The sequence below is a fragment of the Flavobacterium sp. W21_SRS_FM3 genome (genome assembly GCF_052113625.1).
Classification (GTDB): domain Bacteria; phylum Bacteroidota; class Bacteroidia; order Flavobacteriales; family Flavobacteriaceae; genus Flavobacterium.
In genome coordinates this window covers 86,071-101,385 of record NZ_JBGQOD010000003.1, presented here as the reverse complement: position 1 = coordinate 101,385, position 15,315 = coordinate 86,071, and the positions used below count along the sequence as shown (strand labels likewise).

Sequence of the window (15,315 nt, the reverse complement as noted above, 5' to 3'; positions counted from 1 at the left end):
GGTTCAAGCTATGTGGTAGTTGTTTCAGGCTGTTTCGGGTCTGTATTAACGATTACCAATATTAGTGCTTCTTTTATCCCATTTAATATCGCTAAGCACCCCAGATTTGATTCCGATGAAGAATCCCCAGTTAGCATTATTTCCAAAAGGAGTCCAGTTAAAATCCATTCTCCAGCTCAATAAATCCCTCTCAAAACGCAATTGCGTATAGGTTACACCATTTTGTACAAAATCATATCCTGTAGATATTCCAGCTTTCCATTTTGGTGTTAAATCAGCATTTGCCGAAATCATTATAGAGTTTCCTATAATTTCTTTTTCTCTATTGTTATTACCGTAGGTAAGAGAATAGGCGAATGTCATGTCCCAAGGCAATTTAGAGCTGAAAAATTCAGATATTTTGTCTTCTCCTTCTTCTTCGCTTCCGTCAAATTGACTAACAGTACTATTGTTTTGAACGGTATTCGTTCCAAATAGATCATCCTCACGACCACCATTTCTAGCGGTTTGCTCGTTTCTGTCTTTTTTGTTTTTATCTTTTTCAGAACTCGATATCGAATAGTTTAAAGTCATATTAGCACTAGTCATTCGAAACAAACTACCACCGTTATTAATGTTATAAGTATTAATTCGGTTTCCTGTGTTGTCAATCGCATAAGGATCTAAAGTCGCGCCAAAATTGACGTTCATTTTATTATCTAATAACTGTGTTCCACCACTAACTCTTACAGGTGACCAGGCAAGTGTATTTTTTCCATCAGCATCAAGGTTGTAGCTTGTAGATAAGTTTAAGTTGTTTAAAAGCATTATTTTTTTTGCTTCTACTTTTGTACTGTCTTTGTCAGTTACTTTAGCTTCAAAAGTATTGCTTAAGTCGAACCCTAAGATATTTGAATTACTCAAGCCTGGTGCACCGAAAATTCCTCCTTCAAACCGTGTGTATTGCTTATTTATGGTTCCAGAAGCATCTGTCGCATAGGTGTCGTAGTATTTGTCAAAACTAGGTGTATAACCGTAAGAAAGCGAAGGTCTCATTACATGTCTAATAGACTTGATTTTTTTATCCTCTCCAAAATTAAATGTACCGTAAATGGTAGTTCCTAAGCTAGAAGAAAATGAATAAGTGCGGTAAGCATCAAAACCATTAACTACTTTATCCACTACTGCGCTTTGATCATCATCATAACTGCGACTAATTGTTTTTGCGTACCAAACTTCTTCATAGTTTAAAGATGTACTCGCGCTAAAATATTTAAACACTTTAAAATTAGTGCTTAATGGAATACTATGTTGCACACCTAATTGCGCATCTCTAAACATTTGCGGTTTAAAGAATAAAGAATCAGTTGTGGTAATGGTATTGCGACCATTTAAATTGTATTGTAAATTAATATTCTTAAAAAAGCCTTTTTTAACTCCGTCTTTACCTACAAAAGGATAAATGCGATCAACACTTAATTGTAATGTAGGAAGTGTCATATTAATTACTTCTGTTTGCGTATTTTGCGAATGGGTTGCAGACAAAGACATGCGGACTTGAGGAATAGTATTAAATGTTTTTGAATACGAAATAGATGAACTCAACGTATTATTCAAATTTGAACCTACGTTAGCTTGATTGATAGACTGTTTAAAATACTTACTACTTCCTAAGTTGACAGAGGCTGAAAAACTAGAATTAGGATTGGCTTTTGAATCTCGAGAATGTGACCACTGGATGTTGTAAATCTTCTGTTTTGAATAATCGGGATAACCTCTTTCACTAGTAATTAAATTTTCATATCTAAAATTCACATTACCTCTAAATCGGTAACGCTTAGCGTAAGAGGATTCAAATCGCAATCCGTAACTACCATTGGTATAATAATCTCCCGATGCAGTAAGATCGTAATTATCGCTTAGTGCAAAATAGTAACCTCCATTTTGCAATGAAAATCCTCTGGTATTAGAATCGTTATAACTAGGTAATATGATACCAGAAATGCTTGTTTCTCTACTCATAGGGAAGTAGGCAAATGGTAACGCTATAGGTGTAGGAACATCAGCAATAACCATATTTGTTAAACCAGTAACAACTTTTTTTCCCGGAATAAACTTTACTTTATTGGTCTGGAAGTAATACTCAGGATTGTCTATGTTTTTTGAGGTGGTGAAGCGAGCGCCTTTAAGAAAATAAACAGAATCATTTTCTTTTTTAGTAATTGCTGCTTTAATTTTAAATTCGCCTTGATCCGATCGTGAATTATAGATTAATGCTTTTTGGGTTTTAAAATTAAATCGGATGGAATCCGGTTGAACTTCGTTTGTGCCTTGTTTAAAATTTGGATATTGTGTGTATTTTCCTGTAGAATCTTTTATACGACCCGCATATACCTCATTTTTCTCATAATCCATTACAATAATACCTGCCTTCAATTCAATATCCTGATAATAAAGCTCGGCTTTGTCGTATAAAGTAATTAATTTTTTGTTTTGATCTATGCGCGCGTATTGATCTGCTTTGTATTTTACCTTTCCATCTAAGAAAGCTTTTTTTGGTTTGATACTGTCTTTTTTAGGAACGGTGTCGTTTACAATTTTTAGACGATCACTGTTTTTAGTAGCGTTCTTAACCACTACTGAAGTAGAGTCTGCTGATTTTTTAACAGCTATAGCGGGCGTTTTTTTGGGTAATTCCTGAGAATACAGATTTTGGCATCCGATTGTAAGGAAAATTGATACTAAAACGATATTAAATAAGTTTGTCTGCAAAGGTATAAATGCTATTTTTGTAAAATTATGGCCTGTTTTTTGAAGTGTCAAACTTACAGATTATTTTTTGTCAAAAATAATCAAATAAAAAAATTAAGTACTAGTGTTCCAATAAAATTAACTTTAACATATGAAATTCAATTATTATAGTTTTTTTTTGATAGCGATTGTTACATTCCTTAGCACTACTAGTGTATTTTCTCAGATTGATCAAAACTTTACGATAATAATTGATGCGGGTCATGGAGGTAAAGATCCAGGGAATTCTTATCATGGTTTTACTGAAAAAGATATTGCACTAAAAACGGCGCTGAAGGTAGGTCAGTTTTTGGAAAAATCTTCCGATATCAAAGTGATTTACACCAGAACAACAGATGTTTTTATTGAGTTAGCTAATCGTCCAAAAATTGCAAATAAAGCTAATGCCAATTTATTTGTTTCTATACATTGTAACTCAGTGAAAAATTACCAGCCTTATGGTACAGAAACTTTTGTAATGGGTTTGTCTCGAAGCGATCTTAACCTAGAAGTGGCAAAAAAGGAAAATTCGGTAATTTTATTAGAGGACAATTTTAAAGATACTTATCAAGGTTTTGATCCTAATAAGCCAGAGTCATTAATTGGTTTGACAATTTTGCAAGAAGAGAATTTAAACAATAGTATTATTCTAGCTACTGAGATTCAAGATAATTTTACGAATAAATTAAATCGAAATTCGCGCGGTATTAAACAACAACCGTTATGGGTTTTAGATGCTGTCTACATGCCAAGTGTATTAATTGAATTGGGATTTCTTTCCAATAGGGAAGAGGGGGAGTATTTGAACTCAGAAGAAGGTCAAGACCAGATGGCTTTACAAATAGCTAATGCTATTGTTGAATACAAAAAAAAGTACTTAGGTATTGCATCGACTTCTAATAATGTAGCGCAAACAATAGTAAGCGCCGCGCCAAATGCTACTACCGACAAAAATAGCACTGTATATAAAGTACAACTGATAGCAAGTGCTAAAAATATACCATTAATTGCTAGAAACTTTAATGGATTGACTAATATTACAAGTACCTTTGATAATCAAATATATCGCTATTTATATGGTGAAACAACCAGTTTAGCAGAAGCGCAAAAATTGGAATTAGAAGCGCGAAGTATGGGGTATCCAGATGCATTTGTTGTTTCGTTCAATTAATTGCAAGTCTAGGCTCAATAGTTTTGATGTTGTTATAAAGAATAATTAAATTTGTAAAAAAAAATAGATTTTGAAATTGATAAATAATGATAATAATACTTTAAGAGTATTCCTTTTTCTATCCCTTTTAATTAGTAGCCTTTCTTTTGGTCAAAATTCGAACTTTAAAGTTACACTTGACGCAGGTCATGGTGCGCACGATTTTGGAGCGACTTACAACGGGCATGTCGAAAAAAACATTGCCTTAGCTGTAGTGTTAAAAGTAGGAAGATTATTAGAAGCAAATCCAAAAGTGGATGTTACTTACACTAGAAAAACAGATGTTTTTATAGATTTAGTAGAAAGAGCTAATATTGCCAACCGTGCTGACGCCAACATATTTGTATCTATTCACTGTAACGCCAATAGAAATACTGCGGCAGATGGTACTGAAACTTATGTGATGGGTATGAATAAAATTGCTTCCAATCTAGAAGCTGCGAAAAAGGAAAACTCCGTAATTACTTTAGAAAAGGATTACAAACGTAAGTACGAAGGTTTTGATCCGAACTCTCCTGAAACCATGATTGGGATGACTTTAATGCAAGAGGAGTATTTAGATAATAGTATTTCATTAGCTAGTAAAGTAGAGAATGAATTTGAAAAGTTGGGTAAAAGGATTCGTGGAGGAGGAGTGAAGCAAGCACCGTTTATGGTTTTGCATAAAGCCTATATGCCTAGAGTTTTAATAGAAATGGGATTTATCTCTAATTTAGCTGAAGGGAATAGACTGGATTCTGAAGAAGGTCAAAACGAAATTGCCAAAGCCATTACCGATGCCATAATAGGGTATAAAAATGAGTATTACGGTAATGGAAGCATCGAAAATTATGAAATAAGACCCTCTCAAAGAAATGTTGAAAAAGAGACAAAAGAAACCCTTACAGCCGTGAAAAACAATGTAGTGGTCGAATCTAAAAAAACGATACTGAAAGTAAATGACACTGATGTGTTATTTAAAGTGCAAATTTCAGCAAGCAGTAGAAGAATAGATCTGCAACCTAGAAATTTTAAGGGTTTAAATAAAATATCAGTTGATTATTCAGGTAATGTTTATAAGTACATGTACGGGGAAACTTCTGATTATAACGAATCTAGGAATTTATTAGAGGAAGCTAAAGCAAGAGGATATACTTCTGCCTTTTTGATTGCGTTTAAAAACGGAAAAAAAATCAGCATTCAAGAAGCAATTAAATAATAACAAGTTTGAATATTTTATATTAAATTTGTCCAAAATACTTAAAATTTTGAAACTAACAAGAGAGATTAAAACGGCAATTCTAGTAATTGCATCGATATTATTATTTATTTGGGGATACAGTTTTTTAAAAGGGCGAGACCTTTTTAATAGTTATAAAACATTATATGTACAGTATGATTCGGTAGAAGGATTAGCGACATCTGCACCCATTACTTTAAATGGATTAGTTATTGGTAAAATTAACACTATTACCATAAATGAAAATACAGGTAAATTACTGGTTGAAATGCAAATCAAATCTGATTTTCCTATTTCACAATCCAGCACAGCTACTATTTATGAGCCTGGTTTCATTGGTGGAAAACAAATTGCAATCAACCCAAATTTAAAAGACAATGAGTTGGCTAAAGAAGGTTCATTCTTAGCAGGTAATACAAAACCAAGTCTAACAGATTCATTAAGTGAAAAACTAGGCCCTATTCAGGAAAAACTGGATAAATTAATGGGAAATGCTGACCAGTTAGTAACGGGTTTAAATAATGTATTAGATAAAAAGGCACAAGAAGACTTAAGAAAGAGTTTGGCTGAGTTAAGTCTTACAATGGAGCAGTTTCATAAAGCTTCAATTAGTATGAACACCGTACTCGATGATAACAAAGCACAATTAAAAACTACGGTTACTAATTTTAGTAAAATATCAACTGATTTTGCGGTCATATCAGATTCTTTAAAGAAAGCTGATTTAGGAAAAACAGTGAAGAGTTTGAATAATACATTGGCTAAGGTAAATGGAATTATTAAAGAACTTGAGTCTGGTAAAGGAACTATGGGTAAATTACTTAATGATGATGTTCTTTATAATAATTTGACTAAATCTTCTAAAGAATTAGAGTTGTTATTACAAGATGTACGTCTTTACCCAACAAGGTACATTAATGTTTCTCTTTTTGGTAAGAAAAACAAGCCATATAAAGGACCTGATAACGACACTATTAAATAAAAAAAAACACCGCCATATTTATGAGTTATTTAGACAATATATTATTTGCCATTTTGCTAATTATTGGTTTTGGGTATTTTTTTAATAATATTAGAAAAATCTACCGCAATCTAAACCTCGGTATTGAAGTGGATCGAAAAGATAATCCTAGCGAGCGTCGGAAAAACATGGCTATGATCGCTTTAGGGCAATCAAAAATGGTAAAACGCCCTATTGCTGGAATTTTACATATTATTGTTTATATAGGATTTGTAATTATCAACATTGAATTATTAGAGATCATTATCGATGGGTTGTTTGGAACGCATAGAGTTTTTGCTTTCTTGGGAACTACCTATAATGTTTTAATTGCCTCTTTTGAAATATTGGCTTTACTAGTATTAGTTGCCGTGACTATTTTTTGGATCAGAAGAAATGTATTGCGTTTAAAAAGATTCATGAACCCTGAAATGAAAGGGTATCCTAAGAATGATGCAAACTATATTCTATATTTTGAAGTGGTTTTAATGACATTGTTTTTATTAATGAATGCTTCTGATTTTCATTTACAAAATGTACCAGGAGGATTTTCTCATTTTATTAAAGCGGGTTCATTTCCAGTGAGTCAGTTTATTGAGCCAATCTTCAATGGCATGCCTAATGAAACTGTATTAATATTAACAGAAACATTTTGGTGGTTGCATATTGCAGGGATATTAGTTTTTATGAACTACTTATATTTTTCTAAACACTTACATATTTTATTAGCTTTCCCAAATACTTATTTTGCCGACTTAAAACCTTTAGGACAATTTGATAATCTTGAAGCGGTTACTAATGAAGTAAAAATGATGATGGATCCTAATGCTGATCCTTTTGCTGCTGCACCAGCCCCAGCTGAAGGAGAAGTGCCAAGTAAATTTGGAGCAAGTGATGTTCAAGACTTAAACTGGGTTCAATTGCTTAATGCGTATACTTGTACTGAATGTGGTCGATGTACATCCTCTTGTCCAGCTAATCAAACTGGAAAAAAATTATCTCCTCGTAAGATTATGATGGATACTAGAGATAGATTAGAAGAAGTAGGTAAAAATATTGACGCTAATAAAGGAATTTTTATTCCAGATAATAAGACTCTATTAAATGATTATATAACGCCTGAGGAGTTATGGGCTTGTACCTCTTGTAATGCATGCGTTGAAGAATGTCCAGTTAATATTAGTCCGTTATCAATCATCATGGATATGCGTCGATATTTAGTTATGGAGCAAAGTGCAGCACCTATGCCACTGAATGCTATGATGACTAACATTGAAAATAATGGAGCGCCATGGCAGTACAATCAACAAGATAGATTGAACTGGAAGAACGAAAATTAGAGCTATAAAGTCAAAACGATTAGCTTTTAATCGATTGTCAAATTTACTATAACCGGTTAACGAGATAACCGAAAAAATACATAAGAAATGTCAGAAAATTTAGTAGTACCAACGATGGCAGAAATGCTAGCTCAAGGAAAACAACCAGAGGTTTTATTTTGGGTTGGTTGTGCAGGAAGTTTTGATGATAGGGCAAAAAAAATTACTAAGGCATTTGTACGCATCTTAAATCGAGCAAATGTTCCTTTTGCAGTTCTAGGTACTGAAGAAAGTTGTACTGGTGATCCGGCAAAAAGAGCTGGAAATGAATTTTTATTTCAAATGCAAGCAATGATGAACATTGAAGTTCTAAATGCTTATGAAGCCAAAAAAATAGTTACTGCTTGTCCGCACTGTTTTAATACGCTTAAAAATGAGTATCCTGAATTAGGAGGTCAATATGAAGTAGTACACCACACTGAGTTCTTGAAATCGTTGTTAGATGACGGGAGATTAACTATTGAAGGAGGACAATTTAAAGGAAAGAGAATTACTTTTCATGACCCATGTTATTTAGGTCGTGCCAATAAAATTTACGAAGCACCGAGAGATTTAATTGCCAAATTAGATGTCGAGTTAGTTGAAATGAAACGTTCCAAAGCTAATGGTTTATGCTGTGGAGCAGGAGGAGCGCAAATGTTTAAAGATGCTGAACCAGGTGATAAAGAAGTGAACGTTTTACGAACGGAAGATGCTTTAGAAGTACAACCAGATATTATTGCAGCGGGTTGTCCGTTTTGTAATACAATGATGACTGATGGTGTGAAAAATAAAGAGAAAGAAGCGGATGTCAAAGTAATGGATATTGCTGAACTAATTGCAAATGCTCAGGATTTATAATAAGATTATAATTTAATAGATAGGGGTTCATTTAGTGAGACCCAAAAATAAAACAATCATGTACGTACCATTTGAAGATTTACCGGAAGAGTCCAGAATTTGGATTTACCAATCAAATAGAAAATTTTCTGATGCCGAATTTTCTGAAATAGAGTTGGATTTAAAAACTTTTTTAGATGGTTGGGCCGCTCACGGTACAAGTTTAGAATCGTCATACCAGCTTAAATACAACAGGTTTATTATACTTGCTGTTAATCAGGATGTACAGGCTGCCACTGGATGTTCTATTGATTCTTCAGTAGAATTTATTCAAAGTTTAGAAAAGAAGTACAATGTGGATTTACTAGACAAGATGAATGTTACCTTTAAGTTAGGCGAACATATTGCTCATAAACCATTAATTGAGTTTAAAAAAATGGTTAAAGATAAAGCAGTAACGGCTAACACAATCGTATTTAATAATTTAATTAATAACGTACAGGAGTTTAATGAATCATGGGAAGTGCCGGCAATGGACAGCTGGCACAGTCGCTTTTTTTAAACACTTTAAAATATACTTAATGAAAAATAAAGACATTAGAATCCTATTTCTGTATGTCTTATTTTTTTTTATAGCCAGTTGTGCTACTCAAAAAAAAGATAAGACTATTGTTAAATCTGTTCCTATTCCTACAGCTATTATTACTGTTGCGGATGATTATAGTATTGATAATTCTCTAGATGATATTAGAGTACAAGAACCTATGCAATTGTATTCAGCACGTAAAATGTGGGTGGATAGTGTTTACAATAGTATGTCTCTTGATGAAAAATTTGGGCAATTATTTATGGTAGCTGCGTACTCTAATAAAGATTTATCTCATGAAAACGCTGTAAAAAAGTTAATTCAAGAATCAAAAGTGGGAGGATTGATTTTCTTTCAAGGAGGGCCGGTTCGTCAAGCTAAGCTGACTAATAAGTACCAAGCAGTATCTAAAATTCCATTGTTCATAGGTAATGATGCCGAGTGGGGTTTAAGTATGCGGTTAGACTCAACATATACTTATCCATGGAACATGACACTAGGTGCTGTTCAAGACATGAAGCTGATTGAAAAAATGGGAACTCAAATGGCTGCTCAAAGTAAACGTCTTGGTTTGCAATTTAATTTTGCTCCTGTTCTGGACATCAATACTAATCCAAAAAACCCAATTATAGGTTTTCGCTCCTTCGGGGAAGATAAGTATAATGTAGCCTCACGTGCAGTAGCGCTTATGAAAGGATTTCAGCAGCAGGGTATTTTTGCTACAGGAAAACATTTTCCAGGACATGGTGATACTGAAACGGATTCGCATAAAGGATTACCGACGGTACATTTTTCCAAAGACCGTTTAGAGCAAATTGAATTCTATCCGTATAAAGAAATGATTAAAGAAGGCCTTTCTTCTGTAATGGTTGCTCATTTAAATGTCCCAAGTTTAGAATCTAAACCTAATTATCCATCTTCAATCTCCTACAATGTAGTTACTACTATTCTAAAAAAAGAATTGGCTTTTAAAGGACTGATTTTTACAGATGCTTTGAATATGAAAGCAGCAAGCAATTATAAGCAGCCAGGAGAAATTGATTTAGAAGCATTTTTGGCGGGTAATGATATCTTATTGTTTCCTGAAAACGTACCATTAGCTATTCAAACTTTGACAAAAGCCTTTCAGGATTCATTGTTTTCTGCAAAAAGATTGGCTTATTCCGTTAAGAAAATTTTGAAATACAAATACATATCCGGTCTTAAAAATTTTAAACCTATTGTCACAGAAGATTTAGTTAAAGACCTTAATGATTCTAAAAATGACGCTTTGCAATATGAATTGTATGAAAATGCATTAACGGTATTGCAAAACAAAGACAGTATACTCCCTATTCAAAACTTAGAGAATCAAAAGATAGCTTACGTCAAAATTGGTGATGGTGGAAATACTAGTTTTATCAATACTTTAAAAAAATATACGAATGTAACAGAAGTCGCTGATAAGAATTTAGATAGCTTGCAGTTAAAGTTAAATAAATTTACAACAGTAATTGTAGGGTATCACAGTTCAGATGCGGCTTGGAAAAATTATAATTTCACAAATGCTGAATTAGCCAAACTAGATTTTTTGACAAAAAACAATAAAGTAATTGTTAGTGTTTTTGCTAATCCGTATTCCCTATTACCTATCCAAGATTTCAATAGTATTGAAGGCTTAATAGTATCGTACCAAAACAGTGATATAGCGCATGAAGTAACAGCTGAATTGGTTTTTGGGGCTATTGAGGCTAAGGGTAAATTACCCGTAACTATTACAGATGAGTTTAAAACCAACTTTGGTCTATCTACTGAAAAGCTAAATGTTTTAGGTTTTACTGCTCCTGAAAATGTTGGAATGAATCCAAAAATTTTGAATAAAATAGCAGCAATAGCTCAAAAAGCGATAGCGGGTAAAATGGCTCCCGGAATGCAAATTTTAGTAGCTAGAAAAGGCAAGGTCATTTATCAAAAATCTTTTGGTAATTTGACCTATGATTCATCCGCTAAAGTGACTAATAATAATGTTTATGATGTTGCTTCATTGACTAAAATCCTATCTACTTTACCTAATGTGATGTTAGAATACGATAAAAAGAAAATTAATATGGAAACGCCATTAGATTCGATGTTGCCTATTTTTAAAAATTCGAATAAAAAGGACATTCATTTTAAAGAGCTTTTGTCGCATTATGCAAGATTACAACCTTGGATACCTTTTTATAAGGCGACAATTGATAAGAATGGTAATCCGTTAGAAAAGTATTATAAAAAAGTAGCTGAAAATAATTTTACAACTAAAATTGCTGATAGTTTGTATTTAAGAAATGACTATCATGATACTATTATGAAATTAATCATTGACAGTAAATTATTACCTCAAAAAAAATACCGTTATAGTGATTTTACCTTTATAATCTTGAAGGAATATATTGAACGAGTTACTGGTAAAAAACTAGATGTTTTGAGTGAAGAAAATTTTTACAGACCTTTGGGTGCAAACAATACTACCTACAATCCATTATTTAAAATGGATAGAAATCGTATAGCGCCTACAGAGATTGATACCTATTTCCGTCACCAAATTATTCAAGGTTATGTTCATGATATGGGGGCAGCTATGGAAGGTGGAGTAGGAGGTCATGCAGGTATCTTTTCGAATAGTATGGATGTAGCCAAAATTATGCAACTGTATTTGCAAAAAGGAAATTATGGTAATCGCCAATATTTTTCTGAGAAAACTTTTGAAGATTTTAATACCTGTTATTTCTGTGCAGAGGGTAATAGACGTGGTGTTGGCTTTGATAAACCCCAATTAGGTACTAGCGGGCCCACCTGTGGTTGTGCTTCAATGACAAGTTTTGGACATACTGGATTTACTGGTACTATGGCTTGGGCTGATCCAGAAGATGAAATTGTATATGTTTTTTTGTCTAATAGAACCTTCCCGAATGATGGGGTAAATAAATTATCTAAAGAGAATATTAGAGAAGATATACAAGAGATTATCTATGATGCGATTGTAAGGTAAATAGGGACTTCTTTTTGCATTATTTTAGAATATAGATATTTCTAATTTTGTTGTAAAATGGATTGGTTCCCTAAACGACTCTGCATCATTTAAACATTTTTTTAATTTTTAAAACTAAATCCTATGGCTGATAAGCATGCTTCATCCCATAAAAAAATAAACTGTTGTCAGATAGATAACGATACTCCAACAGAAGAAAATCATGAAGGCCACGATCATGAAGGTCACGATCACAATCACGACTTAGGAGATCAAAGTATTTTTAAACTGTTTCTGCCAGCAATAATAAGCTTTGGACTCTTATTAGTAGCTTTACTATTTGATTACTTATGGAAACCTTTATGGTTTACAGGTTGGATTCGCATTATATGGTACGTAGTTGCTTATATTCCAGTGGGGCTTCCCGTCTTAAAGGAATCATATGAAAGTGCTCGCAAGGGTGACTTCTTTTCAGAATTCTTTTTAATGAGTATTGCCACTATTGGCGCATTCGCTATTGGTGAATACCCTGAAGGAGTTGCTGTAATGCTGTTTTACGCCGTCGGTGAAATATTTCAGGGAATGGCAGTGCAAAGGGCTAAAAAAGATATCAAAAGTTTACTTGATCAGCGTCCTGACGAAGTTAGCATTTTAGAAAATGGTGTAGCGAGAACGGTTAAAGCAACTGAAGTTCAAATAGGAGCTATTATTCAGTTAAAAGCGGGAGAAAAATTAGGCTTAGATGGAATATTATTGTCAGACACGGCTTCATTCAACACAGCAGCTTTAACAGGTGAAAGTGTTCCAGAAACAAAGAAGAAAGGCGCTGCTGTGCTAGCAGGAATGATAAATAGTACTACGGTTGCAAAGGTGGAAGTAACCACAGCTTATGAAGATAGCAAACTTTCTAAAATTTTAGAAATGGTTCAGGACGCTACTTCAAAAAAAGCCCCAACCGAATTATTCATTAGGAAGTTTGCTAATGTTTATACACCTATTGTCGTTTTTTTAGCCATTGGTATCTGCTTAATACCTTTATTATTTGTTGAAAATTATGTTTTTGCCGACTGGTTGTATCGAGCACTCGTTTTCTTAGTTATATCCTGCCCTTGTGCTCTGGTAATTTCAATTCCGCTAGGCTATTTTGGTGGAATAGGAGCTGCAAGTAAAAACGGTATTTTGTTTAAAGGAAGTAATTTTCTTGACCTGATGGCTAATGTCCAAAATGTCGTTATGGATAAAACAGGTACACTGACCGAAGGCGTATTTAAGGTTCAAGATGTTTTCTTTGACCCTAAGTTTGATGAGAACCAAATTCTGAACATGATTAATGTTTTAGAAAGTAAAAGTTCACATCCGATAGCGACTGCCATTCATGAAAAAGTAGGAGAATTAGATCCAACTATTGTTCTCAGTGCTGTGGAGGAAATTCCTGGACACGGTTTAAAAGGGACTGTTGAGGGTAAAGAATTGCTAGTAGGGAACTTCAAGCTAATGGATAAATTTGAGATTTCGTATGAAGTTGCTCATGCTTCAATAGTCTATACTTTAATAGCTGTCGCATATGATAATCAGTTTGTGGGGTACTTGACTATTGCTGATGTCATTAAAGAAGATGCAGCTACTGCTATTAAGAAATTGAAATCTCTTGGGATAAAAATAACTATGTTAAGTGGTGATAAGGATAATGTGGTACAAGATGTGGCTAGAAAATTAAATATCGCTACAGCTTTTGGAGGCTTACTTCCAGAAGATAAGGTGGATAAAGTCAACAAAATCATTGCTAAAAATGAAACAGTGGCTTTTGTAGGTGATGGTGTTAATGATGCACCAGTTGTTGCATTAAGTACAGTTGGGATTGCTATGGGAGGATTAGGTAGTGATGCCACAATTGAAACGGCAGATGTCGTTATTCAAGATGATAAACCTAGTAAAATAGGAACAGCGATCACTATTGCTAAACAAACTAAAAAAATAGTTTGGCAAAACATCACTATGGCATTTGTGGTCAAAGCAGCTGTACTAATCTTAGGAGCTGGAGGTTTAGCAACAATGTGGGAGGCCGTTTTTGCAGACGTAGGAGTGGCATTATTAGCGATTTTAAATGCAGTGCGCATCCAAAGAATGAAATTCTAATACCTTAAATTAAATCTTAAAATTGCGAGTAAATAGCTTCCTTTTACTTAATTTCGTTTTATTAAAATACATACATGAGAATTGCAATAGTTTGTTATCCAACATTTGGAGGAAGTGGGGTTGTCGCTACAGAATTAGGTCTTGAATTAGCGCGCCAAGGACACGAAATCCATTTTATAACGTATAGTCAACCAGTGCGCTTAGCACTTTTAAATCCCAATGTACATTACCATGAAGTGAATGTTCCTGAGTATCCTTTATTTCATTATCAACCTTATGAGCTTGCTTTATCAAGTAAATTAGTTGACATGGTGAAGTTATACAACATCGAAATTTTACACGTTCATTATGCTATTCCACATGCTTATGCAGGGTATATGGCGAAGCAAATGCTAAAAAGTGAGGGAATAAAAATTCCCATGGTGACTACATTACACGGTACAGATATTACCTTAGTAGGAAACCATCCTTTCTACAAACCAGCTGTGAGTTTTAGTATCAATAAATCTGATGTGGTAACATCAGTATCGCAAAGTTTGAAAGACGATACCTATAAGCTGTTCAACATTAAGAAAGATATTCATGTTATTCCTAATTTTATCGAATTAGACAAAAACACAACTGATCCTACAATTCCTTGTAATCGTTCTGTAATGGCTAAAAGAGAGGAGCGAATCATAACCCATATAAGTAATTTTAGGAAAGTAAAGCGTATTCCAGATATTATTCGCATATTTCATAAAATTCAATTAGAAATTCCTGCCAAATTAATGATGGTAGGTGACGGGCCTGAAAAAGAGAAAGCTGAGGCTTTATGTCAAGAATTAGGTATTCAAGACAAGGTAATCTTTTTTGGAAACAGTAATGAGATAGATAAAATTCTAAGTTATACAGATCTCTTTTTGTTGCCCTCGGAAACAGAGAGTTTTGGATTAGCAGCATTAGAGGCAATGGCATGGGGAGTTCCAGTGATTTCCAGTAATTCAGGAGGCTTGCCCGAGGTAAACTTTGAAGGTCTTTCTGGCTTTCTAAGTGATGTAGGGAATATCGATGAAATGGCTCAAAATGCAATTAAAATTTTGAAAGACGATACTGTTTTATGTGAGTTTAAGAAAAATGCTCTTGGCGTTGCCAAACGATTTGATATCAAGAATATTCTACCTTTGTATGTTGATTTGTATCAAAAAGCAATTAAAAAATATTCATAA

10 protein-coding genes are annotated in these 15,315 nt (G+C 33.7%); 9 read left to right on the top strand and 1 reads right to left on the bottom strand.

What is annotated here, in order from left to right; all coding sequences use genetic code 11:
* Positions 1–45 precede the first annotated feature (45 nt).
* Entirely contained in the window at positions 46–2,802 is a 2,757-nt protein-coding gene (locus tag ACEN2K_RS06705; RefSeq protein WP_441758558.1) for a putative LPS assembly protein LptD, read from the bottom strand.
* 79 nt (positions 2,803–2,881) lie between these two features.
* On the opposite strand from ACEN2K_RS06705, the gene ACEN2K_RS06700 reads away from it, so the two are divergent.
* The 9 genes from ACEN2K_RS06700 to bshA all read left to right on the top strand — a co-directional run bounded on the left by ACEN2K_RS06700 (position 2,882) and on the right by bshA (position 15,315).
* The gene (locus ACEN2K_RS06700; protein ID WP_441758557.1) at positions 2,882–3,940 is read left to right on the top strand and encodes an N-acetylmuramoyl-L-alanine amidase family protein; all 1,059 of its coding nucleotides are present in this window, start codon (positions 2,882–2,884) and stop codon (positions 3,938–3,940) included.
* Between the two features lie 79 nt (positions 3,941–4,019).
* The gene (locus tag ACEN2K_RS06695) at positions 4,020–5,177 is read left to right on the top strand and encodes an N-acetylmuramoyl-L-alanine amidase family protein (RefSeq protein ID WP_441758800.1); all 1,158 of its coding nucleotides are present in this window, start codon (positions 4,020–4,022) and stop codon (positions 5,175–5,177) included.
* A 49-nt stretch (positions 5,178–5,226) separates the two neighbouring features.
* Positions 5,227–6,180 (top strand): MlaD family protein, encoded by a 954-nt coding sequence (locus ACEN2K_RS06690; protein WP_441758556.1) that lies wholly within the window; start codon positions 5,227–5,229, stop codon positions 6,178–6,180.
* Positions 6,181–6,200: 20 nt separating this feature from the next.
* The gene (locus tag ACEN2K_RS06685; RefSeq protein ID WP_441758555.1) at positions 6,201–7,538 is read left to right on the top strand and encodes a 4Fe-4S dicluster domain-containing protein; all 1,338 of its coding nucleotides are present in this window, start codon (positions 6,201–6,203) and stop codon (positions 7,536–7,538) included.
* An 87-nt stretch (positions 7,539–7,625) separates the two neighbouring features.
* Positions 7,626–8,417, top strand: a complete 792-nt coding sequence (locus tag ACEN2K_RS06680) for a (Fe-S)-binding protein (RefSeq protein WP_441758554.1) — start codon at positions 7,626–7,628, stop codon at positions 8,415–8,417.
* Between the two features lie 58 nt (positions 8,418–8,475).
* Entirely contained in the window at positions 8,476–8,958 is a 483-nt protein-coding gene (locus ACEN2K_RS06675; RefSeq protein ID WP_441758553.1) for an ABC transporter ATPase, read from the top strand.
* Positions 8,959–8,977: 19 nt separating this feature from the next.
* Positions 8,978–11,992, top strand: a complete 3,015-nt coding sequence (locus ACEN2K_RS06670) for a glycoside hydrolase family 3 N-terminal domain-containing protein (protein WP_441758552.1) — start codon at positions 8,978–8,980, stop codon at positions 11,990–11,992.
* Between the two features lie 123 nt (positions 11,993–12,115).
* On the top strand, positions 12,116–14,107 hold the full coding sequence (locus ACEN2K_RS06665; protein ID WP_441758551.1) for a heavy metal translocating P-type ATPase: 1,992 nt from the start codon (positions 12,116–12,118) through the stop codon (positions 14,105–14,107).
* Between the two features lie 74 nt (positions 14,108–14,181).
* The gene (gene bshA / locus ACEN2K_RS06660) at positions 14,182–15,315 is read left to right on the top strand and encodes an N-acetyl-alpha-D-glucosaminyl L-malate synthase BshA (RefSeq protein ID WP_441758550.1); all 1,134 of its coding nucleotides are present in this window, start codon (positions 14,182–14,184) and stop codon (positions 15,313–15,315) included.